The sequence below is a fragment of the Methylosinus trichosporium OB3b genome (assembly GCF_002752655.1).
Classification (GTDB): Bacteria; Pseudomonadota; Alphaproteobacteria; order Rhizobiales; family Beijerinckiaceae; genus Methylosinus; species Methylosinus trichosporium.
The window spans coordinates 1439663-1465481 of the sequence record NZ_CP023737.1; the positions used below are offsets into that span (position 1 = coordinate 1439663).

Below are 25819 nucleotides of genomic sequence, written 5' to 3' on the forward strand. Positions count from 1 at the left end.
CAGCCCGACTAGTCTATTCGCGCATGAGAAACGAGGCTTCCGCGCGAACAGTCGCGACGAGCGGCTCGTCACGGTGGTCATTCGCCTGCACAACGGCGGCGATCGTCGCGACCAGCGTCGGGTTTTCGGCCTGCCAGCGGGCAAGCGCGGCGCGGTCGGCGGCAAGGCGCTCCGGCCGCGTCGTCTCGGCGAGCGAATCGCCGAACTTTGCGCGAGGACCGCGGTCCAGCAGACGGGCGAGGATCATCTCGCCGACGATCGGCTTTGGATGCAGCGCTTCGAAGAATAGCGGCGAGCGCTCCAGCGGTCCGCCCGGCCCGAAGCGCGCGCGCGCGATCTCGCCGATCTCGGTGAAATCGAAAGCGCGCAGCGGCGCGCCCTCGCCTTCCGCCGCCGCGGCGACGCTCTCGGCGAGGCGGCGCTTCCACAGCTCGAAGCGCGGCTGCAAGCCGGCGAGGTCGAACAGTGCGCGGCGCGCGACATGCGTGGGCATCAGCACGATATCGACGGCGACGCCGCGGCCGCGCGCCTCGCGAATCGCCTCCTCGAGACGTGCGAAGCGCTGCTCCGCGGCGATCGCGAATCGATCCTGCAACGTCAGCAGGTAATGCGGAAACCAGTCGCGCAGCGTCGGCAGCGCGGAAAAGTCGCGGCCATTATCGAGATTGGCGGGCGCCTGCCGATCGTAATGATAGAAGCCATTCACATCCATATAAAAGCTCTGTCCGCCGAAGATGGCCGCCAGCGACTTGCGCAGCGCCTCATAAGTCAGGGCATGGCGAAGCTGAACAGAGAGGGGCGACGCGCCGGCGAAGCCCGATTGCGCGAAATCGCCGGCGCCTTCCCTCTCGCGGAAGAACTCCTCGAAATCGATGTTCCAGACCACGCGCGCGATCTTCGGCCCATGGTCCAGCGCGTAATGGAGCACCTCGGCCGCCTCGTCGGAATGCGAGCCATTGAGGCCGGCGTTGTAGGCGCGCAATCCCTCGAGGCTTCGGCACGCCGGATCGAAGCCGAAGACGACGCGCGAGGAGCCGAGAAAGAGCACGTCGAGCGGCTCCTTCAGCGCCGCGATCGCGAGCGCCTTGATCGCGCGGTCGCCACCGGTCGAGAGCCGCAAATTCTGCGGAACGGGGATGGCGGATGCGCGCGTGCCGAACAAAGCGAACACATCGGTCGCGAGCACGAGGGCGAGAAGAGCGGCAAGGCAGCCGAGGCCGCAGGCGGCGGTCGCGATCAGCCAGCGGCGCATGGCGGCGGCCTTTGCCGACGGCGAAGCCGCCTGGGACGTCAGAACTGGAAATACAGGAATTCGGACGTCTGCCATGAGAACAACTCCACGGCGACCGCGCCGAGCCCGAGGCCGGCGGCCCAGCCGAAGGATGGGGAAAAGACGAGCGGGATTTGACGCCGGCCCGGCGCCGGCGCCGCGCCGAGCGTCGGCTCATAAGCGCGCATGATCTGCTGCGTGTTCGGCAGCACGGCGCAAGCGGCGAGGATCGCCATCGCCGCGACGAGGCCCCCCGGCGCCTCAATGGCCGCGCCGGCGCCATGCAGCCCGTGCAGGCCCGCCATGCCGGCGAGGATATTGGCGGCGTCACCGACGCTCGCGGCGCGAAAAGGAACCCAGGCGACGACGACCGCGGCGAGCGTGAGCAGCCAGCCGAGCGGCCGCGGCAGAGCGAGGCGCCCCCAGCCGCTCCAGGCGTGGGCGATCAGCAGATAGAGGCCGTGCAGGCCGCCCCAGAGGATGTAGGTCCAACCGGCGCCATGCCAGAGGCCGCCGAGCAGCATGGTCGCCATCAGATTGAGGCCGCGCCGCGTCGCGCCGCAGCGGCCGCCGCCGAGCGGAATATAGACATAGTCGCGCAGGAAGCGGGACAATGTCATATGCCAGCGGCGCCAAAACTCGCCGATCGAGGTCGCGGCGTAGGGGCTGGCGAAATTGGCCGGCAGGCGCAGGCCGAACAGCCGCGCGAGGCCGATCGCCATGTCGCTATAGCCGGAAAAATCGAAATAGAGCTGCGCGCTGTAGCAGAGCGCCGCCTGCCAGCCGAGCAGCAGGCCGACCGGCCCGTCCTGGGCGGCGGCGAAGGCGGGCGAGGCGTAGGGCGCGATCTGGTCGGCGACGACGATTTTCTTGATGAGCCCGATGAGGAAGATCGCGGCGCCGGTCGCGAGCCGCACCCAATCCACGCCGCCGCCCACCGGCGCGAGACGCGAGAATTGCGGGGTCATCTCCGCGTGATGGACGATCGGCCCGGCGACCAGCTGCGGGAAGAAGAAGACGAAGAGGACGAAATCGGCGAAACGGCCGGCGACCGCCCGGCCGGCGTGAATGTCGGCGAGATAGGCGATCTTCTGAAAGGTGAAGAAGGAGATCCCGAGCGGCAGGACGATGTGCAGAAGGACAAATTCCGTTCCGGCGACGTCATTGACCGAGGAGATCAGGAAGTCGGCATATTTGAAATAGCCGAGCAGCGCGAGATTGCCGGCGAGGCCGGCGATGAAGACGGCGCGGCGGAGCGCGCCGCGCATCTGCTCCATGCCGCGCGCCAAAGTGAAATTGGCCGCCGTCGACGCCAGCAGCACGATGAGAAAGCTCGGGCTCCACCAGCCATAGAAGACGAAGGACGCGGCCGTCAGCCACAGCGCACAGCTTTCCGCATCGCCCCGGCGCTCGAGAATCAGAAAGCCGCAGAGGACGACGGGAAGAAAGCCGAACAGAAAAATCGGCGAAGTGAAAAGCATTCGAAAATGGCTCGTCGATGGAATAGTGAGCTGAAAAAATATATCGAATGAGCCCGCGGAAGCTGGCGGCGTGATTGCGAGAAGCAAGCGATGCCCCACGGCTCTGGATTGCTTCGCTCCGCTCGCAATGACGCCGCGGCGTCTTCCCGGCTCTCATGACATGGCGAAAATAGCACGGCCTTCGGCCATGATCGACCTGTGGTCGGCCCGGACACCGTCTCGATCGAAGCGCGGGCCTCGCATCACTCGAACGATTCCGTTCGAGCGGATATAATTGCGCGGATTCGATCGAACGACGGACCTCATGACCAAGATCCTGTTTCTCCCCGGCGCCGCCGGCAGCGCCGCTTTCTGGAAGCCGGCGGCCGAACGCGCCGGCTGCGACGGCCTGTTCCTGAGCTGGCCGGGTCTCGGCGACGAGCCGGCCGACGCGAAGATCGGCCGCGTCGACGACCTCATTGCGATGACGCTGGCGCATATGAGCGAGCCGGTGGATATCGTCGCCCAATCCATGGGCGGCTTCGTCGCGCTCGCGGCGACGCTGGCCGCGCCCGAAAAAGTCGGGCGTCTCGTGCTGACCGCCACGGCAGGCGGCGTGCCGATCGCAGAGCTCGGCGGCGCGGATTGGCGACGCGCCTATTTTCGCCTGTTCCCGCGCGCGGCGCGATGGATCGCCGACCCGGTCGCGGATCTGTCCTCGCGCTTGCCGTCGATCGCGGCGCCGACGCTGCTCATCTCAGGCGATCGCGACGCGATCAGCCCGCCCTCCGTGGGGGAACGGCTGCGAGAGCTTCTGCCCAGCGCATCGCTTCACGTCATTCCCGACGCCGGCCACGATCTCGCGCAAACCCATGCCGATCTCGTCGGCGGCCTGATCCAGCGGCATTTGATGCGAGCGCAGCAGGCGCCAGCCTGAGGCCGGCGCCATCACCGCGCGGCGCTCTCCCAATAGGGCGACGCGCCATAATGCGTGTGAACGCGGGTTTCCCAATCGCGATCGGTCCAGCTCGCCGCGTCGTAATCCGGCGCCTTCTCCAGCTGCTCGGCGGTCACCTCGCTGGTATAGCGCTGCTTATCCTTGTCGTAGCACAGCGTGCTCCAAGGCACGGCGTGATGGCCCGGCCGCAGACACATGAAGCCGCAGAAATTCACCACGGCGTAGCGGGCGCGTCCGGTTTCGGGATCGATCATCAGATGATCGATCTCGCCGATCTCCTTGCCGCCCGGATCATAGACACTCGCGCCGACGATATGCTCGCTCGAGATCAGCTCGAGCCCATGATGTGCGCTCGCCATCTCGACCTCCCTTTCTGGCCCCCCACTTTGAGAAAAAACGTGATGTCGCTCATAAAGTTGCGGCCGCTTGCGCGAATATTCCCTCATAAACGCGCCGCGCCGAAGGCGATGGTCAGGAGAGCGAGCGGCGCGCCGACCTTGAAATAGGCCCAGAAGCCGATGGCGACGCCGGCGGCTTTGGCGCGCTCGACGACGATGAGATTGGCGACCGAGCCGACGAGAGTGAAATTGCCGGCGAGCGTCGTCGCCATGGCGACGACGAGCCAGGCGCGCTGCGGATCGGCGAGGCCGGCGACGAAGGGCTTCAGCACCAGCACCGCCGGCACATTGCTGACGAGATTGGAGAGGCCGGCGGCGAGCGCGGCGAGAACCGGGCTCGATCCGAGGTCGAGCCGGCCCATGGCGGCGACGCGCTCTTGCGTCAGCGCCGTCTGCTCGAGGCCGGTGACGACGATGAACAGGCCGACGAACATCAGCAGCAGCGGCCAATCGATCTCGCGGTAAATCTTCTCGGCCTTCACATGGCGGGTGAGCAGCAGCAGCGAGCCGCCGACGATCGCCACCTTGGCGACCGGCTGTCCGGCGAAGAACAAGACCATCATGGCGAGCGTGACGATCACCGATTTGGCGACGAGCGGAAGCCGCGCCCGCGCCGGCGCCGGAGTGACTTGCGGCAGCGGCGCGCGCGTCAAAAATTCGCGCGGATGCATGACCGCGAGCAGCGCGACTGTGGCGACGAGACCCACGGCGGCGACCGGCCACAGCGCGGCGGCGAATGCGCCGTAAGGAATATGGGACAGTCCGCCGATGATCATGTTCTGCGGATTGCCAGTGATGGTGGCGACGCTGCCGATATTGGCGGAAAGCGGTATGGCGAGGAGATAGGGAATAGGATCGCGCCTCAGCTTGCGCACGAGATCGAGGACGAGCGGCGTCATCACGAGGCAGATGGCGTCATTGACGAGAAACGCCGAGAAAGCGCCGCAGACGAGCACGATCGCGGCGAGCAGCGCGAGCGGGCTGCGCGCGCGGCAGACCACGAAATTGCTGGCGAGGCGGAAGAAGCCGGAGAGACGCAGATTGGCGACGACGATCATCATGCCGAGCAGCAGCGTGATCGTGTCGAAATCGACGGCGCGATAGGCGTCCTCGAGCGGCAGGACGCCCAGGCCGACCATCAGGCTCGCGCCGAGCAGCGCCGCGCCGGCGCGATCGAGCCGCAGCCTCCCCGGAGCCGCGCCGGTCGCGACGACGAAATAGGTGGCGGCGAAGATCGCGATGGCGGCGACCTCCTGGCGATCGGCCCAGAGCGCCGAACCGGCGCCGACGGCCGCGAGGAGGCCGAATCCGGCCGCCGTCCCCACCGCCGCCGCGAGAAGCGCGCCACCGAATATGATCGCCGTGGCGCCGATCGCTCTCCAGAAGCCGCCACGCGGCGCGTCGGCCGGGGAGGTCATGGGCGCCGCGCGGTCGGCGTGGCGACGAGGGTTTCCGGCATCGCCAGCCAGAGCAGAAGAAACGCCAGCGTCGCGATTCCCGCGAGAAAAAGAAAGGCGGCGTCGAAGCCTGCTCGATCGACGACGACGCCGGCGACGGCGTTGCTCAGCGCCGCTCCCGCCCCCCATGTCGCGCCGACCGCGCCGAGCGCGAGGTTGTAATGGCCCGAGCCTTCGGTGAGATCGGCGACGACGATGAAGAACAACGCGCCGAATAATCCGGCGCCGACGCCGTCGAGCATCTGGACGGCGATGAGAAAAGCCGGATCGTCGGTCAAGGTGTAGAGCGCGCCGCGCAGGGGAAGAGCAGCGAAAGCGGCGAGCAGCAGCGGCTTGCGGCCCCATGTCCCGGCCTTGGCGCCGGCCAGCGCCGCCATCGGGATCATCACGATCTGCGCTACGACGATACAGGCCGCCATGAACATCGAGCCCTTTTGATCCTCGCCGACGCTCAGACGCTCGCCCACGAGCGGCAGCATAGCGGCGTTGGCGAAGTGAAACAGCGTGATCGCCGCCGTGAAGATGAGCAAGGGACGCGATTCGAGAATGATGCGCAACCCGTTCGGCGATCGCCTCTTCGACTCGCCCGCGCCATCGTCGAGGCCGCGCGCGACGCGGTCGTCGATCTCGCGCGGGTCGATCATGCGAAGCGCCAGCGCGCTGACGCTGGCGAACAACGCGACCAGCCAGAGCGCGGCGACCGGGGCGATCAGCCAGCCGGCCAACCCCGCCAGAACGGCGGCGACGACATTGCCCAGATGATTGAACACCTCATTGCGCCCGACCCGGCCAGCGAACAGAGCGCGGCCGACGACGCCGAGGCTGATGGCGGCGATCGCGGGCGGAAAAGCCGCGTCGCAGGCGCCGACCATGGCCTGCGCCGCCGCCGCGGGCCAAAAGCCGGGGAAGAGCGCGAGCGCCGACGCCCCCACGGCGACGAGAAGGCAGGCGGCGGCGACGAGCCCGCGCTTGTGGCTCGTCCGATCGACCAGCGCTCCAGCCGGCGTTTTCGCCAAGACGGTGGAGACGCCGGCGATCGTCATCACCACGCCGATCTGCGTCGCGTCCCAATGTCGGCTGGACCACAAATAGATCGCGAGAAAGGGGCCGACCCCGCCCTGCACGTCGGCGAGCAGAAAGTTGACGACGTCGAGTCCCCGTTCGCTGCGCATGCTCGATCCTTCGCTCTCGATCCGAGGCGCGGGAAAGGGAGGTCCTTTCGCATTGCGAAAAGCTCCGCGCGGCGCTCGCCGGAGGCCGCGCACGCGCCATATGGTCAAGGCGGATGCTAGGCGTCCGCCACGATCTCTTGTGGAAAGGCCGAGCAATGAACCGTTCGACGAGCGCGATCGGGCGACGCAGCCCTCCGCGCAACAATCACCGCGCCACTCACAAGTTCCCTCTCGGCGCGCATGTCATGTGCGTGGTCGGCGTCCTGTCGGAAAGAGCGCCGTCGGAAATTCTCCGCCTCCTGCCGGACGGGGGCACGGGGCTTCAATACCGCATTCGGGGCGAGCGCGACGGCGTCGAGCGCGTCGTGACGGAATCTTCGATCGTCACCCCGCGATGAACGGTGAGCGCTCTGGCGCGCCGTCACATTTGCCGAGCAGCTCGTCGAAATAAGCGATGGTGCGCACCAGGCCCTCGCGCAGCGCGATCGTCGGCCGCCAGCCGAGCAGCCGCTCGGCCGCCGAAATATCCGGCCGCCGCTGCTTGGGGTCATCGGCCGGCAGCGGCTCGAACACGAGCGGCGATCGCGAGCCGGTGAGGTCGATCACGGTCTCGGCGAGCTGACGAATGGTGAATTCGGTCGGATTGCCGATATTGATCGGCCCGGTGACCGCATCCGGCGCGTCCATCAGCGCGACGAAGCCGCGGATGAGATCGTCCACATAGCAGAAGGAGCGCGTCTGCTGTCCCTCGCCATAGACGGTGATCGGCTGGTTCTGCAGCGCCTGCACGATGAAATTGGAGACGACGCGCCCATCTTTGGGATGCATGCGCGGCCCATAGGTGTTGAAGATCCGCGCCACTTTGATCTTGAGGCGGTGCTGGCGGTGATAATCGAAAAACAAGGTCTCCGCGCAGCGCTTGCCCTCGTCATAGCAGGCGCGCGGCCCGAGTGGATTGACGTGGCCCCAATAGGATTCGGGCTGCGGATGCACCGTCGGATCGCCGTAGACCTCCGAGGTCGAGGCCTGGAAGACTTTGACTCTGAGACGCTTGGCGAGGCCGAGCATGTTGATCGCGCCGATCACGCTCGTCTTCGTCGTCTGCACGGGATCGAACTGATAATGGATCGGCGAGGCCGGACAGGCGAGATTGTAGATTTCGTCGACCTCGACGAACAGCGGAAAAGTGACGTCGTGCCGCAGCAGCTCGAATTTGCGGTCATCGAACAGGCGCTCGATGTTGCGGCGCCGGCCGGTGAAGAAATTATCGACGCAGAGCACCTCATGGCCATCGTCGAGGAGACGCTCGCAAAGATGGGACCCGAGGAATCCGGCCCCGCCCGTCACCAGAATCCTGCGACTTTCCATCTATCGCCTCTGCCGTCGAGAAGGGGGCGCGAGCGCGAGCGGCCGCGGCGGCGCAGAATCGTTTCGTTCACGTTTTGATACCAGACCGGGAGGGGAGCCGCAATCGCGCCGGCGGCGCGCGTCACACGCGCTCGAGCGGCATCCGATCGCCCAGCGTCGGGGGATGGGCGCCGTCGCCGGAGGTGGCGAGGCGCTCGACGCGCGTCAGCGTGAACAGGCCGAGGGGCGGCAGGACGCGCCGATCGATGAGCCGCATGTCCGGCCGCGAATCGATCCAGTCGCCGATGATCGACCAGGGGAATTGCACGCGCCAGCCGAGCAGGGAGGCGACGCGCTCGCCGATGAAGGATTCGAGCGCGAAGAAGGGCCCGTCCGGCGAGCTCACATGGTTGACGAGGACGATCTCGCCGCCCGGTCGCACGACGCGGGCGAATTCGTCGAGCGTGTCCTCCGGGCTCGGCGCGACCGTCAGCAGATAAGGCGCGACCACGCAGGCGAAGCTCGAATCGGGAAAAGCGAGGCGGCTCGCGTCCATGCGCGCGAGCCCGGCCACTTGCGCGAGGCCCTGCCGGGCGACGCGGCCGGCGGCGCGCTTCAGCATCGGCTCCGAGAGATCGACGGCGACGACCCGCGCGCTCTTGCGGAACATCGGCAGCTCGAGGCCGGTGCCGACGCCGACGTCGAGAATGCGTCCGTCGGCGCGCGAGGCGATCGCCGCCACGGCGATGCGGCCCGGGCCGAGGAGATTGGAGAAGATGAGATCATAGACCGGCGCCCAGCGCGCATAGGCCGCTTCGATCGCCGCCCGGTCGAGCGCGTGAGCGAAGAAGCGAAAGCCCGGGCGCGCGTCGGTCATGTCGCTCTTCCCTCCTCGGCGAGAATGGGCTCCGTGGGCTCGGCGGCGTGCTCGGCCGCGGCGATGAACCCGCCGCCCAGCACCCGCGCCCGCGCTCCGTCGCGATCGTAGAAGACACAGGCCTGGCCCGGCGACACTCCGAACTCGCCCGTCTCGAACAGCACCTGAGCGCCGCCGCCGGCGAGCGGCAGCAGCCGCGCCGGCGTGGGCGGACGGGTCGAGCGCACGCGCGCCTCGATCTCGAGACCGCCCTCGGGCAGGTCGGCGAGCTCGCCCTCGCCGATCCAATTCACGTCGCGCAGCCGGACGCTGCGGGTCTCCAGCGCCTCGCGCGGGCCGACGATGACGCGCGCGCGGGCGGCGTCGAGCCGCACTACATACAGGGGATCGCTCGCGCGGCCGGCCACGGCGGCGCCGAGGCCGAGGCCGCGCCGCTGACCGATGGTGTAATGAATGACGCCGGCGTGGCGGCCGAGCACGCGGCCGTCGACATGGACGATCTCGCCCGGCACGGCCGCGCCCGGCGACAGCCGCTCGACGATATCGCTGTAATGACCGCTCGGGACGAAGCAGATGTCCTGGCTGTCCGGCTTCTCGGCGACGTCGAGATCGAAGCGGCGGGCGAGCTCGCGCACGTCCGGCTTGGCGTATTCGCCGAGCGGGAAGCGCAGCATGTCGAGCTGCGGGCGGGTGGTTGCGAAGAGGAAATAGCTCTGGTCGCGCGCGGCGTCCATCGCCCGGTAGAGCCCGCGGCCGCCGCGCCCGGGCCGCGAGGCGATGTAATGGCCGGTCGCCAGAGCGTCGGCGCCGAGATCCTTGGCCGTCTCGAACAGATCGACGAATTTGACGAATTGATTGCAGGCGACGCAGGGCACCGGCGTCTCGCCGCTGGCGTAGCTCTGCGCGAAAGTGTCGATCACGGTCTCGCGGAAGCGCGTCTCGAAATCGAGCACATAATGGGGGATGCCGAGCCTCGCCGCGACCCTTCGGGCGTCGTGGATGTCCTGGCCGGCGCAGCAGGAGCCCTTGCGATGGACCGCCTCGCCATGGTCGTAGAGCTGCAGCGTGACGCCGACGACGTCATAGCCCTGCTCGGCCAGCAGCGCGGCGACGACGCTCGAATCGACGCCGCCGGACATGGCGACGACGACGCGCGTGTCCTGCGCCGGCTTGGGCAAGCCCAAGCTGTTCAATTCCGTCTCGTCGGGGACGCCTGCGCCTGCCGTCGTCATCTCAGGGGAACCGTCCGAAGCGCGTTCGGCGAACGACCACCGGCGATGTGAGGCCGGCTCGCTGCTCGGTTTTCTTAAGCATCATACGAGTCGAGAGGCAATCACCCGGCCGGGCCGGACGCCTCTCAGCCTCTATTTGCCGCGGAGATTCGGCCGTTCAAGGCCGAAAGCGATGTTTTCTGGCGCCCTTGCGCGTCGAAATTCTCCTTGGCGAGGAAGGCCTCGAAGGCGCTCCTGCGCGCCGGCCATTCCCCATCGAGCATCGAGAACCAGGCCGTGTCGCGGTTGCGGCCCTTGACGATCATATGCTGCCGGAAGAGGCCCTCGGGAACGAATCCCAGGCGAATCGCCGCCGCCTTGGACTTTTCATTGGCGTCGTCGCATTTCCACACATAGCGGCGGCAGCCGAGCGTCTCGAAAGCATGGGCGGCGAAGAGATATTGCGCCTCGCTCGCCGCCGCGGTGCGTTGCAGCGCCGGGGAATAGAGCACCCAGCCGACCTCGACGGCGCGATGCGCTGGCTCGATGTTCAGATAGGCCTGAAAACCGACGGCGCGGCCGTTCTTCTTGTCGATCACGGCGAAGAACAACGGCTCCTCGCTGCGCGCCTTCTCCTCTATGTCGGCGCGGAAGGCTTGAGCGTCGACGAAAGGGCCGCTGAACATATAGCGCCAGACCTCCTCCCGCTCCGCCCCATGCGTCGCCGCGTGGAGTTCGTCGGCGTGAGCGGCGGCGAGCGGGACCAGCGCCACACGCTCCCCCTCGAGCCGCACGCGCTCGGGCGCGCGCAAGGGCGCGTGCAAGGGCGCGTGGAAGACGGCGGGGGGTGCCGAGGCGGCGGGCGGCGCTAATTGTGACATTATTGCCTCACCATTCGAGCCGAAGCGTTCCGACCCTCATAGCGCATCCAAGTGGCATGGAACATGCCGTAGATTGTCGACAAGCCTCGTCCGGCCTCGACGCCGGCGCCGGGAGGATGCGGACCCGCGGATTCCTCATGAGGAGATCTGTCGATGACGCCCTATTCGATCCTGATCCTGATCTGCTCGCTCTCGGTCTCGCCGAGCGACTGCCGGCCCGAGACGGCGATAGACGTCGTGCAGGGCCCGAAGGTCGCGAGCGCGCTGCAATGCGGGCTGATGGGCCAGACGACCATAGCGGGCGTCGCGATCGCCCCACGCGAGGGGCAGGAATATATGAAGATCGTCTGCCGGCGTCCGGCGTGAGGGTCTGCGCCGAATGAGCTGACAGCCCGGAAAGCGAGCCTGAAGGGCTCGCTCTCGAGGGGCGGCGCATCGGCTGGCCGCTCGGGCGAGCCGGCGTCGGTGTCACATTATTGCCGTATTGTCCGCGCCGTCCATCGCTGCTAAGAGGCCGGCTTGGTCTTCGAGTAAGGATGCCCGTCTATGGCCGCGATGAAAATTCTCGCTGGCAACTCCAATCGCGCTCTCGCCGAAACGATCGCCGCCTATCTCGGCGTGTCGCTGTGCCGAGCGCAGGTTCGGCGCTTCGCCGATATGGAGGTGTTCGTCGAAATCCAGGAAAATGTGCGCGGGCAGGACACGTTCATCGTGCAGTCCACCTCGGCGCCGGCGAATGATCACATGATGGAGCTGCTCATCATGATCGACGCGCTGCGGCGGGCCTCGGCGCGGCGCATCACCGCCGTGCTGCCCTATTTCGGCTATGCGCGGCAGGACCGCAAGCAGGGGCCGCGCACGCCGATCTCGGCCAAGCTCGTCGCCAACCTCATCACCCGCGCCGGCGCCGACCGCGTGCTGACCGTCGATCTGCACGCCGGGCAGATCCAGGGCTTCTTCGACATTCCGACCGATAATCTGTTCGCCGCGCCGGTGATGGTCGCCGACATCAAGCAGCGGCAGAATCTGCGCGACGTGATGGTGATCTCGCCGGACGTCGGCGGCGTGGTGCGCGCGCGCGCGCTCGCCAAGCGCATCGACGCGCCGCTCGCCATCGTCGACAAAAGGCGCGAGCGCGCCGGCGAATCCGAGGTGATGAACATCATCGGCGACGTGACGGGACGCAATTGCATCCTGATCGACGACATCGTCGATTCCGGCGGCACGCTGTGCAATGCGGCGGACGCGCTGCTGGCCAAGGGCGCCAATTCGGTCTCGGCCTATATCACCCATGGCGTGCTCTCGGGCTCGGCGACGGCGCGCATCGCCGCCTCCAAGCTGAAGGAGCTGGTGCTGACCGACACGATCGCGGAGACCTCGGCGGTGCAGGAGGCGCGCAACATCCGCGTCATCCCGATCGGCCCGCTGATCGGCGAGGCGATCGCCCGCACCGCGCGTGAGGAGAGCGTGTCCAGCCTGTTCGATTGAGGGGCGTTTCCCTTCGCCCGCTCTGGCGGGAGAAGGGAGAGGCGGCGCCGTTCGTGACTATAAATCCAATTTCATCGCCGCTTCGACATGCAGCGGCAATCGCCGCGGCGCGATGAACACCGCGTCGGCGCGCAGCACGTGATCCACGGCCCAGGGGTTGGACGCGAGCCAATGCGAGGCCGCGCGCGACACGCGCCTGCGCTTTTCCTCGGTGATGGCGACCATCGCCTCCTCGAGGCTCGCGCGCGCCTTCACCTCGACGAAGCAGATGGTGCGGCCGCGCCGCGCGATGATGTCGATCTCGGCGCCGCGCAAGCGATAGCGCCGCGCCAGGATTCTATAGAGCTTGCAGCGCAGCCACAGCGCCGCGAGGGTCTCGGCGCGCAGCCCGCCGAGATGGCGGGCGCGCCGCGCGGCGCTGTCCTCATTCATGGCTCGCGCCCCGCCGCGAGCTTGATCGCGCGCGCATAGACTTCACGGCGCGGACGGCCGGTCGCGGCGGAGACGACGCTCGCCGCATCCTTCACCGTATGATCGGCGAGAGCCGCCTCGAGCTGCGCGTCGAGCTCGGCCTCGCTCGCCTCCTCGGCGCCCGCGCCGGGCGGCGCGATCAGCAGCACGATCTCGCCCCTCGGCGGCTCCTCCTCGCGCAGCGCCGCCGCGAGCGCATCGAGCCGGCCGCGGCGCACCGATTCGTAGAGCTTGGTCAGCTCGCGGGCGATCGCCGCCTCGCGGGACCCGAGCACGGCGGCGCAATCCTCGAGCGTCTCGGCGATGCGCCGGGGCGATTCGAAGAACACCAGAGTTCCGGGAATGCGCGCGAGCTCGGCGAGGCGCGCGCGCCGCGCGCCGCTCTTGCTGGGCAGGAAGCCCTCGAAGAAGAAGCGGTCGGTCGGCAGGCCGGCGACGACGAGCGCGGCCAACACGGCCGAAGGCCCCGGCACGGAGGTGACCTTGATCCCGCGCTCCAGCGCCTCCGCCACCAGCCTATAGCCGGGATCGGAGATCAGCGGCGTGCCGGCGTCGGAAACGAGCGCCAGCGCCGCGCCGGCCTCGAGCCGCGCGATGAGATGCGGCCGCATCACTTGCGCATTGTGCTCGTGATAGGCGACCAGCGGCGTCGATATGCCGTAATGCGCCAGCAGCGTCTTGGTGACGCGCGTGTCCTCGGCCGCCACGGCGTCGGCCGCGGCGAGCGTCGAGAGCGCGCGGAACGAAATATCCTTCAGATTGCCGATCGGCGTCGCCACGAGATGCAGGCCGGGCTCGATCTTCTCCGCCTCGGCGCGCAGGCCGAAAGCGGCATAGCCCGGCGCGCGCGGAGCGTCCTCTCTGCTGGCGGCCATCACGTCCTCCCCGGCGCCTGCGCCGTTCTGATAATCGACCGACTGTTCTTTTTACAGAACGGCGACGCGGCCATCAAGGCCGCAATTTCCCCGCAAAAATCGCTTCTAGATCATTTTAGGGGTTGCCGTTTGCTTACCGCAGTCGCGTATAGGACGGTGATTTCGTGTCACGCGCCGTTCGGGCGGGAGGCTTGGTTCGAATCATGGGTCATGTCGGCGAATCTTCGCGGCGCGGAATCGCGAGCACGGCGCGCGCGCTGCTCCTGCTCGGCGCGGCGCTGTCGCTCATCGCCTGCAATCCGCTCTCCGGCCCCGGCGTTCCCGGCGCGCGCGACACGAAGCTCGCGGCGCCGCTCGGCGCGGTCGAGGTCGGCCCGCTCACCGACGGCAGCGAGCAGATCGGCACCGGCGCGACGCGCATCGCGCTGATCGTGCCGCTGAGCCAGGCCTCCGGGCCGAGCCAGGTGGGCGCCTCGCTGCGCAACGCCGCCAAGCTCGCCTATGCCGAGAGCGGCGCCAATGACGTGACCATTCTGGTCAAGGACGATCATTCGACGCCCGCCGGCGCCGCGCAGGCGACGCAGGCGGCGCTGAACGAGGGCGCCGAGATCGTCATCGGCCCGGTGTTCTCCGGCTCGGTGCGCGAGGCGGCGCGGGTCGCGCGCGACGCGGGCAAGCCGGTGATCGCCTTCTCGACCGACGCCTCGGTGGGCGGCCACGGCGTCTATCTCCTGTCCTTCCAGGTCGAATCCTATGTGCAGCGCGTCGTCGGCTATGCCGCCGAGCGCGGCAAGAAATCGGTCGCCGTGCTGGCGCCCGAGGGCGATTACGGCAATGTCGCGCTGGCGCAGTTCCAGCAGAGCGCCGCCGAGCATGATCTGCGCGTGCTCACCATAGAGCGCTACAAGCCGGGCGCCCTGCAGCCCTCCGTGCAGCGCATCGCCGCCGCGAGCGAGCAGATCGACGCTCTATTCATCCCCGAGCAGGCGGAGGCGATGACCGCCGTCTCGCGCGAATTGATGGCGGCCAATATCGACACGAAACGCATTCAGATTCTCGGCACCGGCCTCTGGAACGACGCGCGCGTGTTGAAGCTGCCGGCGCTGCAGGGCGCCTGGTTCGTCGCGCCGGAGAACGCCGGCTTCAACGCGCTGGCGCAGCGCTATCGCGCCAAGTTCAACGCCGATCCGGCGCGCATCGCGACGCTCGCCTATGACGCGGTGTCGCTCGCCATCGCGCTCTCGCGCAGCCAGGGCTCGCAGCGCTATTCGGAAAATGTGCTCACCAATCCGTCGGGCTTCAACGGCGCCGACGGCGTGTTCCGCTTCAAGGCGGATGGGTCGAACGACCGCGGCCTGTCGGTGCTGGAGATCTCGGGCGGCGCGGCGAAGGTGCTGGCGCCGGCGCCGCGGAGTTTTACCGGGAATGGGGCGTGAGAATGGGGGACGATAACGGGCATTATGTCGGTGAACCAATGCCGTCATCCAGTGACCGTCTCGCAGAAAACCTTCTCGGCAAGCGCTCTAGTTCTAACTGTGTCACAACAAGCCCGCGATCATCGGGGTAGCGTCATTGCGAGGAGCGTAGCGACGAAGCAATCCAGAGCCGCCGCGAAATATCGGAAGATGCCGCCCCACGGCTGAAGGATTGCTTCGTTTCACTCGCAATGCCGAGCCCCATTTTCGTTGGGATGCGTCAAAAGACACTGCTCTTGATGCATTTGCGATCATGTGACGCAGTAGAACTAGAGAATCGCTTCCATGCCCTTGCGGCGGATGAGATCGAGCAAAACGAGGGCTGGGCCGCTGGGCCGCTTTGCGCCGCGCTCCAACTGCGAAACATAGCCGACGGTGAGGTTGAGATAGCGAGCGAAGACCGCTTGGCTCAACCGCGCCTTTTCACGCAGGCTCCGGATTTCTTCGCCCGTGAACGGCGCGAGCTCGGGCGTGGCGCCCTTTCCGAGCTGACGCAGAGTGATCTTTTCATGCGTCGTCGCGTCCATGATTCCGAGGCGGCGCATGTCTCCCGCCGTTTCGAGAAGAGCTTCGCGCAAACGGCTAGGCGTTGCTTTCTTCGTCATGTTGCACCTCCTGAAGCGCTCCGTCCGCGATGGCCGCCTCGATGCGTTCCGCTGTCGCCTCGAGCCATCCGCGCGCCACGAGGCGCAAATCCTCCAATTCGTCCGGTTCGATGTTTTCCCTCTCGTTCTTGGCGAACCCGTATAGGAAAACGGCGCGCTCCTTCTCCTGATAGGCGATGATCATCCGATAGCCGCCGGAACGTCCTCGGCCGCGCCGGGCGACGCGCTGCTTGATCAGGCCGCCTCCCAAATCGGCATCGACGAGGCCCCGCGCGGCGCGGGTGATCGCTTCGCTCAGACTCTCGTCGTCGATCCGCTCGCCGCGGGCGAACCGCACAAACCATCTGATTTTGAAAACGCGCACCGCGCCCCCATAGCGCTATAAACTATAGCGCTTTGAACCACAATTTCAACCGGGATTGCACGCGACTTTCGCACCGAACTTTTGACACGCTGGAAACCCTTGATAAGCAAGGGCGCGGCGCGTGTTGCAAAAGTCTTGAATTGCGCACGTAGCGGGAGTCAAATCATTTTCTGTAACTAGGTTATGGAAGGGGATTGACATTACCTCCTTAAGGTACCTATAGAAGGCTGTAGTTCAAGCCGAATCCTCCAAGGAGTCAATTATGTCGCCATCCGCCAACCTGCCTCCCTACGACCCCGCTGCCATTGGTGCGGCCATCGACAACATCACCTCTGCTTTAGAGCGCCTTAGGCTTCTGCTTGTGCCAGAAGAGAGTGCTGACACTTCTGAATTTGATCCCAAAGACCCAGCAAATAAATACGAAGTTGGCGGCATAGAAAAGCTGACGAAACGCGGAATCGAAATTTGCTATCGCTATTTTGATGCCGGGAAAACTCGCTATGCTGTTTCGGAACTCATGAACATCAGTTTCGGCGCTGCGAATCACCGTTACAAAGCATGGGAAAAAGCTGGCGGTGTTAACCGCGTTAGGACGGCTATTGAATAGCGATCAATCGCATCACGCAGCGATATGAAACCGCACACCACGTCGGGCGCGGCGTTCTACCCCTTCGCATGAGCGCCAAATATGGAACCCGCGCCCCCTCGTCGGGCGCGGGGCGTCGCCGCTCGCGCATAAGCCAGTTATATGGAACGCGTGCGAACATCGGCTCCTGGCGCGGCATTCGAACCGACCGCGCCCCCCACGCGCGCGAACCTTGCCGATAGGCGCCGCTTCCGCCATTCTGACCAGCGCCTCAAATCGAGTATTCTTCCCATGCCCGTCTGGTCTCCCGAACAGGAGCGCGCCCTCTCCGCCGTCGCCGCTTGGCTGAAGGAACCGCGCGCTCAGCTCTTCCGCCTGTTCGGCTATGCCGGGACCGGCAAATCGACGCTCGCGCGCCATATCGCCGAGAGCGTCGACGGCGAGGTCGTGTTCGGCGCCTTCACCGGCAAGGCGGCGCTGGTCATGCGCTCCAAGGGCTGCAAGGACGCGCGCACCATTCACAGCCTCATCTATCGCGCCACCGATTCGGAGACCGAGGAGCCGAGCTTCGAGCTGAACGAGGAGAGCGAGGCGGCCAAGGCGACGCTGATCATCATCGACGAATGCTCCATGGTCGACGAGGAATTGGGCCGCGACCTCCTCTCCTTCGGCAAGAAAGTGCTGGTGCTCGGCGATCCGGCGCAATTGCCGCCGGTGAAGGGCGGCGGCTTCTTCACCGAGGCCGAGCCCGATGTGATGCTGACCGAGGTGCATCGTCAGGCCGCCGATAATCCGATCGTGCGCCTGTCGATGATCATTCGCGAGGGCGGCCGGCTCGACTATGGCGTCTATGGCGAGACGCAGGTGGTGCGGCGCGACGGGCTCGATCCGTCGCTCGTCACCGGCGCCGATCAGGTGCTCGTCGGCCTCAACCGCACGCGCCGCGCCTATAATGCGCGGCTGCGCCAGTTGCGCGGCTTCTCCGGCGCGCTGCCGCAGACCGGCGAGAAGCTCGTCTGCCTGCGCAACAACCGCAAGAAGGGCCTGCTCAACGGCGCGCTGTTCGCGGTGAAGAGCGCCGGCGCGGTGCGGCGCGGCAAGGTGCGGCTGCTGGTCGAATCGGAGGAGACGGCCGGCAAGCTGCAAAGGGTGGGCGTGCTGCCGCAATTCTTCGACGGCGGCGGCGAGGAGATCCCTTATGCGCAGCGCAAGGATTCGGACGAGTTCGATTATGGCTATGCGCTGACCGTCCACAAGGCGCAGGGCTCGCAATGGGACAATGTCGCATTGTTCGACGAGTCCCACGCCTTCCGCGAGCACCGCGCCCGCTGGCTCTATACCGGCGTCACCCGCGCGGCGCAGCGGCTGACGGTGGTGATGTAGGCGGGAGCGAGAAGGTGCGCCCCTTCTCACGCAAGGCGGGAGAAGGTGGCCCTCGCGTCAGCGAGGGTCGGATGAGGGCGCTTTCAGAAAAAGGCGCTGTGCTGTATCCTCAAGAATGTGCGTTAACGGCGCGGACCCTCATCCGACCCCGCTTCGCGGGGCCACCTTCTCCCGCAAGCGGGAGAAGGAAGAGCGCCCGGCCCTACTTCCCCGCCCAGGCGTCCAGCGCGTCGAGGAACACGCGCTCGCCGGCGGGGCCCTTCTCCAGCGCGATGGTCGCGGCGCGGCCGTTCTCGAGCTGCATCGGCAGGTCGATGATCAGCGGCGCGCGCAGCAGCGTCAGATTGCGCGCCTCGGGATTGCCGGGGAGAAGGCCCAGCAGAAAATTATTCTCGGTGATCGGCACCAGAACGCCCGATATCTGCTCGCCCGACTGCGCCTCGGGACGGCGCATCTGCAGCGGCGCGATGGTCTTCACCCCTTTGAGCTCGCCGCCCGGCGCGAATTGGAACGACACATTGATCGTATGCGAGGCGGAGAGCGCCGGATCGAAATTCTTCTGGATGACCAGCGCGGCTTTCATCTTCGCGCCGGGAATGTCGATGTCGCCGCGAATAGCCGGCGTCAGCGCCTGCTCGGCGCCGGACGGCAGGCTCTCCAGCCGCCAGATCACCGTGCCCGGAAAGGTCTTGACCTTGCTCGCCTCCTCGGGCGCGGCCACCCATAGCTCGGCCTTCTGCGCCACGGCGACGGGTTGCGCCTTCTGCCCCTGATCGGGCGCCCTGCCGGTCTCGGCCGGCGCCGCCGGCTCGGCCCCGCCGACGCGGTCGGAAAGTTTGGCGCCCTCCTCCGGCTCCTCGGCGGTCTGCGGCTCCGGCGCCAGCTTGGCGAGATCCTCGGGCCGTTCGCGAAACTGCAGCGCCAGCAGCGCCACCAGCGCGACCACGGCCGCCAGCACGCCGGCGATGACCAGAATGCGCCGTGAATTGCTCGTCGGCTCCGGCAGCGAGGGCAGCGGCGCAGCCGGACGCTGCGACGCCGAGGGCGTCGACCCTTCCTCTCGCAGAGGCGGCTCGGCGCTCCGCTCGATTTCCGGCGGCGGCGCGACGGGCTCGCCCGGCGGCGGCGTCGGAGCGGCGGGCCGCTCTGTGGCGACGCGCAGCGGCGCGGATGGCGGCGGAGCGGGAGGCTCCTTGCGCTCGACCGGCCGCTCGCCGCCGCGAACCGCCTCCAGCTCCACCCTGGCGATAGCTTCGTCGAGCGCCCGGCCCTCGGACTCTATGTCCCCTTCGGCGACCGGAGGCTGAATGCTGCGCAGCTGCTTGAACAGCGCCTTGCGGGCGCGCTCATAGACAGCCTGACGAGACTCGGGCGCGGACTGCGGCAGAGACGCGACCGCGCGGGAGAGCAGCGAGTAGTAGTCAGCCATGCCACTTCAAGACCATTTCGAGCGATTCGCGTCAATCCTCGAACGGATTTTGCACGAGAATCGTGTCGTCTCGTTCAGGGCTCGTCGATAGAAGCGCGACCGGCGCGCCGATCAGCTCCTCGATGCGCCGCACATATTTGATCGCCTGAGCGGGAAGATCGGCCCAGGAGCGCGCCCCCCCGGTCGTTCCCTTCCATCCCTCGATCGTCTCATAGACCGGGACCACCCGCGCCTGCGCCGCCTGCGAGGCGGGCAGGCGATCGATGCGGACGCCGTCGAGAAGATAATGGGTGCAGACTTTGATTTCCTCGAGACCGTCCAGAATATCGAGCTTGGTCAGCGCTATGCCGTTGATCCCCGAGGTCTTGACCACCTGCCGCGTCAGCACCGCGTCGAACCAGCCGCAGCGCCGCCGCCGCCCGGTGTTGGTGCCGAACTCATGGCCGCGGTCGCCGATCAGCTCGCCGATGGCGTCGGTCAGCTCGGTCGGGAACGGACCGCCGCCGACGCGCGTCGTATAGGCCTTGGCGATGCCGAGCACATATCCGATGGCGCCGGGTCCGAGGCCCGAGCCGCTCGCCGCCGCCGCGGCGACGGTGTTGGAGGAGGTCACATAAGGATAAGTGCCGTGATCGACATCGAGCAGCACGCCCTGCGCGCCCTCGAACAAGATGCGTTTGCCGGCGCGGCGCTCCTCGGCGAGCAGCTCCCACACCGCATCCATGAAGGGCAGAATCTTCGGCGCGACGCTGAGCAATTCCTCGCGCAGAGCCGCGGCCTCGATCTCGGGAAGGCCGAGGCCGCGCCGCAGCGGATTGTGATGGGCGAGCAGCCGCGTGATCTTGTCGTCGAGAGTGTCGGGCTCGGCGAGATCCATCACGCGAATGGAGCGGCGCCCGACCTTGTCCTCGTAAGCGGGGCCGATGCCGCGCTTGGTGGTGCCGATCTTCACGCCATTGCCGGCGGCCTCCTCGCGATGCGCGTCGAGCTCGCGATGCAACGAGAGGATGAGCGGCGCATTCTCGGCGATCTTGAAATTGTCCGGGCCGATCGCGACGCCCTGCTCGCGCAGCCGCTCGATCTCGCCGACGAGGAAATGCGGATCGACGACGACGCCATTGCCGATGACTGAGAGCTTGCCCGGCCGCACGATGCCGGAGGGCAGCAGCGCGAGCTTATAGGTCTTGCCGTTGATGACGAGCGTATGGCCGGCGTTGTGGCCGCCCTGGAAGCGCACCACGACATCGGCCTCGAGCGAGAGCCAATCGACGATCTTGCCTTTGCCCTCGTCGCCCCATTGGGCCCCGACCACCACCACATTCGCCATCGGCTTTCGCCTTCGATCCCTTACAAACGCGCGAAAGCCCCGGCGCGTAACGCCAGGGCTCGTTACCAAGATGATCTACCGCAATATGGGAGCGAGGTCAAAGCCGATCGGCGCGCGGACTCCAGATCGGCAATGCTCATTCCACCGCCCGCGACGAGCGCGGCCACGACGCTGGAACCGATCGTCGACGCGCATTCGGCGCCGCGCGGCGGCGCCGGGACTGGTCGTCTTCGTCGAAGGCCTCTGATTGGACCCCGAAAACCAGCGGCCGCCGCGCCGCGCAGGGCGAAGCGGGAGCGGGGACGCCGCCGCCCGTTTGACGATTGCCGACAAAGCGTTGTCTGTGCTATCGACAGGTCTATGGACTCTTTGCGTGAATGAAACCCCGGCGTGAGTGATCCCGATCGCAACGCCTCGCTCTCGCCACGACCATGCGAGATCGCATCGGGTCAGGACGGACCGGGAGCTTCTCAACGTCGAGAACGTGTCGATCGCTGCGGTTTCGCAGAGGATAGAGCCTCTCCCGAGGCGTCGAACTGTTCTGATGTCCCGCTCTGGAATTCTGAGCGTCACAGACAAGCAACGAGGGGATCAAGCAGTGTTTCGACTTTTTTCACGAATTCTCCAGTCGCGCCAAGAAGAAAAGTCTTATTTTGATGCCCAATATTACTTAAATGCTTATCCGGATGTCAAGAATGCTGGCATGGACCCCTTTATTCACTTCGTGAATCACGGCTGGCGCGAAGGCCGCAATCCGTCCTCCTCCTTTCATACGCTGTTCTACAAGGACCGCAACCTCGGTGGACGCCTGTCCGAAAATCCCCTGACGCATTATTCTCAGCACAAGGACGACGGCGAGCTGCGCAAATTCCCGGAGTCCGAGCAAGAGCTCGTCGAGGTGCAGCGCCGCGTGATCGAGCCCGAGTTCGATCCGAGCTACTACAGCAAACGCTATTCGGTGCCGATCGACACGGCTCTCGAGCATTATCTGACGGTCGGCTGGCGCAAGGGATTCGAGCCGAACCGGGCCTTCTCGACCTCCGAATATCTGCGGGCGCATCCGCATATCGCCGCTGCGAACGTCAGCCCCTTCTACCATTTCGTCACGACCAGGGACAAAGGCGCCGCCTCCGCCGAGGCTGCAGAGAGCCGGACGGCTCCTTCGTCGACGCAGCTCGGGCGCGCCTATGAGGGCCGCCTCGAGGAGCTCGTCGTCGGCAACGAGCTGTCCGCCGTGACCGGCTGGGCGCTCGATCGCAAGACCGGCACGTTCCCGTCGCGCTTCGACATCTATTACGATCGCAAGCGAATCGACTGCCGGCTGGTCCGCTCGAGCCGCGATGATTTGGTCAAGGCCAGGAAGGGCGACGGCAATTGCGCTTTCACGGCCTATGTCCGGCTCCCCGACATCGATCCGGGCAAGCTCGTCGTGTCGCTGGATGGAGGCGGCGCCGAGCTTCGCGCCGACGCTCAGCTGCGCACGAAGCCGGATTCCGCGCGCGGACGCCTCGAGGGCGTCAACGCCAAGGGCGTGCTGTTCGGCTGGCTCGCCGATCAGAACGTCAAGGACAAGCGCCCGGCGCTGTTGAAGCAAGGCGACCTCGAGCTGATGCGCGTCGAGCCGGACCTTCCCCGCCCCGATCTGAAATTCCTCTATTACGACAGCAACCGCGTCGGCTTCGAGATCGGGCTCGAGAAGCTCGTCGCGGCGCTGGCCGCGCAGGACCCGCAATTGGGCTTCTTCGCCGCGCCGCCGACGATCGGCCTCGTGTATGGCGCGGAGGTCGTCTCCACCCTGCCGCTGTCCTCCTGCGGCGCGCTCGACGGCGAGATCGAGAGCGTCTCGGACTCGGTGCGCGGCTGGGCCGTCTGGCGCTGGCTGCCAGACCGGCCCGTCGAGCTGGAGATCGAGGTCAACGGCCGTCCGCTCGGCCGCTTCGTCGCGGCGGAGCCGCGCGCCGACGCGCGCGGGGGCAAGGCGTTCGCCTTTTCGGCTCCGCTGCCGAGCGACCTCGTCGGCGCCGCCGATCTCGTCGTCTCGGTCACCGCCGGACCGCATAAGGCCGCTCTCCCCCTGAGCCCGGCGATGGCCGCGGGCGCGCCGAAGCCGACGGAAGCGCGGCCCGCAGAGACGCGCAAGCTGCCCATGGTGTTTCGGCGGCGCGCCGAACGCGCCAAGATCGCGGAGAAGATGGCCGAGAAGAGCAGCAGCCCGGTCGCGCGTCGAGAGCACCAGCCGGGCCGCAAGAACGCCGTCGTGGTCTCCTGGGACATGGGCCATAATCCCGCGGGGCGCGCCTATCTTCTCGCCGACATGCTGGCCAGCCGCTACAATGTCGAGCTGGTCGGCCCGCTGTTTGCGCGCTATGGCGGCAAGCTGTGGGGCCCGATCGCCAACTCGCCGATGACGATGCGCACGTTCGAGGCCGAGCGTCTGCGCGATCTCGTCGAGCAGGCCAAGCAGATCGCCGGCTCGAAGAACTATGACGTCGTCTATGTCAGCAAGCCGAGACTGCCGAGCCTGCTGCTCGGCGCTCTGATCAAGCTCGCGAGCGGCTGCCGCATGGTCGTCGACGTGGACGACCATGAGCTCTCCTTCTTCCCCAATCACGATCCGATCGACTTCGAATCGTTCTGCGCGCAGGCGCTCGAGAACGAGGAGGCGATCGACACGCCGCATTCCGAGCTGTGGACGCGGCTGTGCGAGACGTTGATCGACAACGCCGATGCGGTGACCGTCTCCAATGTCGCTCTGCAGCGCAAGTTCGGCGGCGAGATGGTCCGCCACGGCCGCGACGAGACGTTGTTCGATCCGGCGCTCTATGACCGCGCCGCGACTCGCGCCGCTTTCGGCTTCGGACCGAAGGACCGCATCATCCTCTTCCTCGGCACGCCGCGCGCGCACAAAGGCATATTCACCATCGCCGACGCGCTCGAGAGCATAGACGCGCCCGACGTCAAGCTCTGCGTGATCGGCACGATCACCGACAGGCGCCTCTCCGCTCGCCTGAAGGCATATAAGAAAGCGCGCATCTCGCTGCATCCGGACCAGCCCTGGAGCGATCTCCCCAAGCTCGTCGCCATGGCCGATCTCGTGCCGATTCTCCAGGATCCCGAGTCGCCGGTCGCCGAATTTCAAATTCCCGCCAAGCTCACCGACGCGCTCGCGATGGGCGTGCCGGTGATCGCGACGCCGGTGCCGCCGCTCGAGGATCTCATCGCCACCGGCGCCATTCGCGCGGTGGCGACGGACGAAGATCTGATCGCCGTGCTGAAGGAATTCTCCGAGGCGCCGCCGGAGCCGAAGCAGAGCGAGGCGTCCCGCTCGCTCTATCTCTCCGAATTCACCTATGCGCTCAACTCGTCGCGCATTCAGGCGGCGATCGACGCCGCGGCCGAGGCGAGGCCGGACACGCGACGTTTCGACGAAGCGCTCGACTTCATCGAGCGCCGCACCGGCGTCGGCCTGCAACGCTTCGACGAGGCTGCGCGCAGAACCATCCGCATCACGCGCTTCACGCAGGAGAAGCGGCCGCGCGATCTCGTCTTCCTGTGGAAGCAGAACGACTCCGGCATCTACGGACGCCGCTCCGACATGATGCTCAAATATCTGCGCGAGTCGGGGCACATCCGCAATATTCTGCACCTCGACGCGCCGATGAGCGGCTCGGACCTGCACAAGCAGATCCAAAAGAACGGCCACGCGGTCGCCGACCAGGGCAATCTCGTCGCCATGAACACGATCCAGCGTTTTCTCACGCTCGATAAATCGCAGCGGGCCTTCATCTATCGCTCGGACGACGTCCGCGAGGTGCTCGGCGTCAAGCTGCCGGAGAAGAGCGATTATCCGGCGTTCATCTCCGCCGCCATGGCGGAGGCCGGCATCGGCTTCGATCCGATCCTGTGGGTGTGTCCCGTCGTCTTCGACCTCGCCACCATCATCGACGTCGTCAATCCGGGATTGATCATCGCCGACATCATCGACGATCAGAGAACCTCGTCGCGGCACGAGAGATATGTCGCCCGGCTGCAGGCGGCCTATCGCGAGGCGCTGTCGCGCGCCGATCTCGTCTATTGCAATTGCACGCCGGTGCAGGAGGGATTCGCCGAGCTGCGCAGCGATATCCGCGTCGTTCCCAATGGCGCCGAAGCCTTCGAGGCCTCCGAGAGCTGGCCGATGCCGGCGGCGCTGCGCGCGCTGCCGCGTCCCATCATCGGCTATGTCGGCAATCTCCGCGACCGCGTCGACATCGATCTCATCAAGAAGGTCGCCGACGCTCATCCGGACAAGAGCGTCGTGCTCATCGGATCGGCGCACAACTTCCCCAAGGCGAGGCTGCTGGACGAGTGCCCGAACGTGCATTTCCTGGGCGTCCGCCCCTATGACGAAGCGGTCCGGTTCATCCGCCATTTCGACGTGGCGATGATGCCGCATGTGGCCAACGAGGTCAGCAACAACATGAATCCGTTGAAGCTGTATCTGTATTTCTGCCTGCATGTTCCGATCATCACCACCGCCGTGGCCAATATCGAGGAAATCGCGCCCTATAGCATCGTCGCCGATGGACATGCGGATTTTCTGGAGAAGCTCGACGTCGCGCTCGCCGGCGGCGGGCCGAAGGTCGACGCCGAGCGTCGAAGCGAAATCATCGAAAGCGTCTCTTGGCGAAGCCGATTGGAACCGATACTAAGGGATATGGGGTTCTGCAGCTGACCTCTCGAGGCGCGAACCCAATGTGGAGGCTCTTGCGGAATGACGGCCCTACGCTACTCATACGAGGGAAT

Annotated in this window: 22 protein-coding genes; 7 read left to right on the forward strand and 15 right to left on the reverse strand. The window is 66.5% G+C overall.

Annotated features, from left to right (window positions below; translation table 11 throughout):
* Nucleotides 1-13 precede the first annotated feature (13 nt).
* Both CQW49_RS06875 and CQW49_RS06880 read right to left on the reverse strand, forming a co-directional pair.
* Complete coding sequence (locus CQW49_RS06875) at nt 14-1327, reverse strand: hypothetical protein (RefSeq protein ID WP_003612027.1); 1314 nt, start codon at nt 1325-1327, stop codon at nt 14-16.
* A complete protein-coding gene (locus CQW49_RS06880) occupies nt 1291-2751 on the reverse strand; it encodes an MBOAT family O-acyltransferase (protein ID WP_003612025.1) in 1461 nt (486 codons plus the stop codon). Before CQW49_RS06880 ends, CQW49_RS06875 begins: the two co-directional genes overlap by 37 nt.
* Nucleotides 2752-3055: 304 nt before the next feature.
* On the opposite strand from CQW49_RS06880, the gene CQW49_RS06885 reads away from it, so the two are divergent.
* Nucleotides 3056-3667, forward strand: a complete 612-nt coding sequence (locus CQW49_RS06885) for an alpha/beta fold hydrolase (protein WP_003612023.1) — start codon at nt 3056-3058, stop codon at nt 3665-3667.
* Nucleotides 3668-3678: 11 nt separating this feature from the next.
* Here CQW49_RS06885 and CQW49_RS06890 read toward each other — a convergent pair whose 3' ends face one another.
* The 7 genes from CQW49_RS06890 to CQW49_RS06925 all read right to left on the reverse strand — a co-directional run bounded on the left by CQW49_RS06890 (nt 3679) and on the right by CQW49_RS06925 (nt 11031).
* On the reverse strand, nt 3679-4047 hold the full coding sequence (locus CQW49_RS06890) for a PRC-barrel domain-containing protein (RefSeq protein WP_003612021.1): 369 nt from the start codon (nt 4045-4047) through the stop codon (nt 3679-3681).
* 83 nt (nt 4048-4130) lie between these two features.
* Nucleotides 4131-5504: an anion transporter gene (locus tag CQW49_RS06895; protein WP_003612020.1), complete on the reverse strand. Its 1374-nt coding sequence runs from the start codon at nt 5502-5504 to the stop codon at nt 4131-4133.
* Entirely contained in the window at nt 5501-6715 is a 1215-nt protein-coding gene (locus CQW49_RS06900; RefSeq protein WP_003612018.1) for an MFS transporter, read from the reverse strand. Before CQW49_RS06900 ends, CQW49_RS06895 begins: the two co-directional genes overlap by 4 nt.
* 384 nt (nt 6716-7099) lie before the next feature.
* The gene (locus CQW49_RS06910; RefSeq protein WP_003612014.1) at nt 7100-8083 is read right to left on the reverse strand and encodes a UDP-glucuronic acid decarboxylase family protein; all 984 of its coding nucleotides are present in this window, start codon (nt 8081-8083) and stop codon (nt 7100-7102) included.
* Between the two features lie 121 nt (nt 8084-8204).
* A complete protein-coding gene (locus tag CQW49_RS06915; protein WP_003612013.1) occupies nt 8205-8939 on the reverse strand; it encodes a class I SAM-dependent methyltransferase in 735 nt (244 codons plus the stop codon).
* Nucleotides 8936-10171 carry a tRNA 2-thiouridine(34) synthase MnmA gene (gene mnmA / locus CQW49_RS06920; RefSeq protein WP_003612012.1) on the reverse strand — a complete coding sequence of 412 codons (1236 nt, stop codon included), beginning with the start codon at nt 10169-10171 and terminating at the stop codon, nt 8936-8938. Before mnmA ends, CQW49_RS06915 begins: the two co-directional genes overlap by 4 nt.
* A gap of 125 nt (nt 10172-10296) precedes the next feature.
* A complete protein-coding gene (locus tag CQW49_RS06925) occupies nt 10297-11031 on the reverse strand; it encodes a GNAT family N-acetyltransferase (protein ID WP_003612011.1) in 735 nt (244 codons plus the stop codon).
* A 153-nt stretch (nt 11032-11184) separates the two neighbouring features.
* On the opposite strand from CQW49_RS06925, the gene CQW49_RS06930 reads away from it, so the two are divergent.
* Both CQW49_RS06930 and CQW49_RS06935 read left to right on the forward strand, forming a co-directional pair.
* Complete coding sequence (locus CQW49_RS06930) at nt 11185-11397, forward strand: hypothetical protein (RefSeq protein ID WP_003612010.1); 213 nt, start codon at nt 11185-11187, stop codon at nt 11395-11397.
* A gap of 180 nt (nt 11398-11577) precedes the next feature.
* Entirely contained in the window at nt 11578-12519 is a 942-nt protein-coding gene (locus tag CQW49_RS06935) for a ribose-phosphate pyrophosphokinase (protein ID WP_003612009.1), read from the forward strand.
* Nucleotides 12520-12576: 57 nt separating this feature from the next.
* On the opposite strand, the gene CQW49_RS06940 is transcribed toward CQW49_RS06935, so the two are convergent.
* Nucleotides 12577-12951, reverse strand: a complete 375-nt coding sequence (locus CQW49_RS06940) for a YraN family protein (protein WP_003612006.1) — start codon at nt 12949-12951, stop codon at nt 12577-12579.
* Complete coding sequence (gene rsmI, locus CQW49_RS06945; protein ID WP_003612004.1) at nt 12948-13865, reverse strand: 16S rRNA (cytidine(1402)-2'-O)-methyltransferase; 918 nt, start codon at nt 13863-13865, stop codon at nt 12948-12950. The genes CQW49_RS06940 and rsmI overlap by 4 nt, the downstream gene beginning before the upstream one ends.
* A 203-nt stretch (nt 13866-14068) precedes the next feature.
* Between rsmI and CQW49_RS06950 the strand changes: the two genes are divergently transcribed.
* On the forward strand, nt 14069-15301 hold the full coding sequence (locus tag CQW49_RS06950) for a penicillin-binding protein activator (protein ID WP_003612002.1): 1233 nt from the start codon (nt 14069-14071) through the stop codon (nt 15299-15301).
* 308 nt (nt 15302-15609) lie between these two features.
* Here CQW49_RS06950 and CQW49_RS06955 read toward each other — a convergent pair whose 3' ends face one another.
* On the reverse strand, nt 15610-15945 hold the full coding sequence (locus CQW49_RS06955; RefSeq protein ID WP_003612000.1) for a helix-turn-helix domain-containing protein: 336 nt from the start codon (nt 15943-15945) through the stop codon (nt 15610-15612).
* Nucleotides 15923-16282 carry a type II toxin-antitoxin system RelE/ParE family toxin gene (locus CQW49_RS06960; RefSeq protein WP_346772649.1) on the reverse strand — a complete coding sequence of 120 codons (360 nt, stop codon included), beginning with the start codon at nt 16280-16282 and terminating at the stop codon, nt 15923-15925. Before CQW49_RS06960 ends, CQW49_RS06955 begins: the two co-directional genes overlap by 23 nt.
* A gap of 289 nt (nt 16283-16571) precedes the next feature.
* Here CQW49_RS06960 and CQW49_RS06965 point away from each other — a divergent pair, with 289 nt between their 5' ends.
* Nucleotides 16572-16916: a hypothetical protein gene (locus CQW49_RS06965; protein WP_169732076.1), complete on the forward strand. Its 345-nt coding sequence runs from the start codon at nt 16572-16574 to the stop codon at nt 16914-16916.
* 270 nt (nt 16917-17186) lie between these two features.
* The gene (locus CQW49_RS06970) at nt 17187-18278 is read left to right on the forward strand and encodes an ATP-dependent DNA helicase (RefSeq protein ID WP_003611998.1); all 1092 of its coding nucleotides are present in this window, start codon (nt 17187-17189) and stop codon (nt 18276-18278) included.
* 202 nt (nt 18279-18480) lie between these two features.
* Here CQW49_RS06970 and CQW49_RS06975 read toward each other — a convergent pair whose 3' ends face one another.
* Both CQW49_RS06975 and CQW49_RS06980 read right to left on the reverse strand, forming a co-directional pair.
* On the reverse strand, nt 18481-19707 hold the full coding sequence (locus CQW49_RS06975; protein WP_003611997.1) for a hypothetical protein: 1227 nt from the start codon (nt 19705-19707) through the stop codon (nt 18481-18483).
* Nucleotides 19708-19738: 31 nt separating this feature from the next.
* Entirely contained in the window at nt 19739-21034 is a 1296-nt protein-coding gene (locus CQW49_RS06980; protein WP_003611996.1) for an adenylosuccinate synthase, read from the reverse strand.
* 598 nt (nt 21035-21632) lie between these two features.
* Between CQW49_RS06980 and CQW49_RS06985 the strand changes: the two genes are divergently transcribed.
* Entirely contained in the window at nt 21633-25748 is a 4116-nt protein-coding gene (locus tag CQW49_RS06985) for a glycosyltransferase family 4 protein (RefSeq protein WP_003611995.1), read from the forward strand.
* The last annotated feature ends 71 nt before the right edge of the window (nt 25749-25819 follow it).

Excerpts from the sequence above, each read along its gene's own strand:
- CQW49_RS06875 (WP_003612027.1), bottom strand. The coding sequence starts at position 1,327 with ATGGCAGACGTCCGAATTCCTGTATTTCCAGTTCTGACGTCCCAGGCG.
- CQW49_RS06880 (WP_003612025.1), bottom strand. The coding sequence starts at position 2,751 with ATGCTTTTCACTTCGCCGATTTTTCTGTTCGGCTTTCTTCCCGTCGTC.
- CQW49_RS06885 (WP_003612023.1), top strand. The coding sequence starts at position 3,056 with ATGACCAAGATCCTGTTTCTCCCCGGCGCCGCCGGCAGCGCCGCTTTC.
- CQW49_RS06890 (WP_003612021.1), bottom strand. The coding sequence starts at position 4,047 with ATGGCGAGCGCACATCATGGGCTCGAGCTGATCTCGAGCGAGCATATC.
- CQW49_RS06895 (WP_003612020.1), bottom strand. The coding sequence starts at position 5,504 with ATGACCTCCCCGGCCGACGCGCCGCGTGGCGGCTTCTGGAGAGCGATC.
- CQW49_RS06900 (WP_003612018.1), bottom strand. The coding sequence starts at position 6,715 with ATGCGCAGCGAACGGGGACTCGACGTCGTCAACTTTCTGCTCGCCGAC.
- CQW49_RS06910 (WP_003612014.1), bottom strand. The coding sequence starts at position 8,083 with ATGGAAAGTCGCAGGATTCTGGTGACGGGCGGGGCCGGATTCCTCGGG.
- CQW49_RS06915 (WP_003612013.1), bottom strand. The coding sequence starts at position 8,939 with ATGACCGACGCGCGCCCGGGCTTTCGCTTCTTCGCTCACGCGCTCGAC.
- mnmA (WP_003612012.1), bottom strand. The coding sequence starts at position 10,171 with ATGACGACGGCAGGCGCAGGCGTCCCCGACGAGACGGAATTGAACAGC.
- CQW49_RS06925 (WP_003612011.1), bottom strand. The coding sequence starts at position 11,031 with ATGTCACAATTAGCGCCGCCCGCCGCCTCGGCACCCCCCGCCGTCTTC.
- CQW49_RS06930 (WP_003612010.1), top strand. The coding sequence starts at position 11,185 with ATGACGCCCTATTCGATCCTGATCCTGATCTGCTCGCTCTCGGTCTCG.
- CQW49_RS06935 (WP_003612009.1), top strand. The coding sequence starts at position 11,578 with ATGGCCGCGATGAAAATTCTCGCTGGCAACTCCAATCGCGCTCTCGCC.
- CQW49_RS06940 (WP_003612006.1), bottom strand. The coding sequence starts at position 12,951 with ATGAATGAGGACAGCGCCGCGCGGCGCGCCCGCCATCTCGGCGGGCTG.
- rsmI (WP_003612004.1), bottom strand. The coding sequence starts at position 13,865 with ATGGCCGCCAGCAGAGAGGACGCTCCGCGCGCGCCGGGCTATGCCGCT.
- CQW49_RS06950 (WP_003612002.1), top strand. The coding sequence starts at position 14,069 with ATGGGTCATGTCGGCGAATCTTCGCGGCGCGGAATCGCGAGCACGGCG.
- CQW49_RS06955 (WP_003612000.1), bottom strand. The coding sequence starts at position 15,945 with ATGACGAAGAAAGCAACGCCTAGCCGTTTGCGCGAAGCTCTTCTCGAA.
- CQW49_RS06965 (WP_169732076.1), top strand. The coding sequence starts at position 16,572 with ATGTCGCCATCCGCCAACCTGCCTCCCTACGACCCCGCTGCCATTGGT.
- CQW49_RS06970 (WP_003611998.1), top strand. The coding sequence starts at position 17,187 with ATGCCCGTCTGGTCTCCCGAACAGGAGCGCGCCCTCTCCGCCGTCGCC.
- CQW49_RS06975 (WP_003611997.1), bottom strand. The coding sequence starts at position 19,707 with ATGGCTGACTACTACTCGCTGCTCTCCCGCGCGGTCGCGTCTCTGCCG.
- CQW49_RS06980 (WP_003611996.1), bottom strand. The coding sequence starts at position 21,034 with ATGGCGAATGTGGTGGTGGTCGGGGCCCAATGGGGCGACGAGGGCAAA.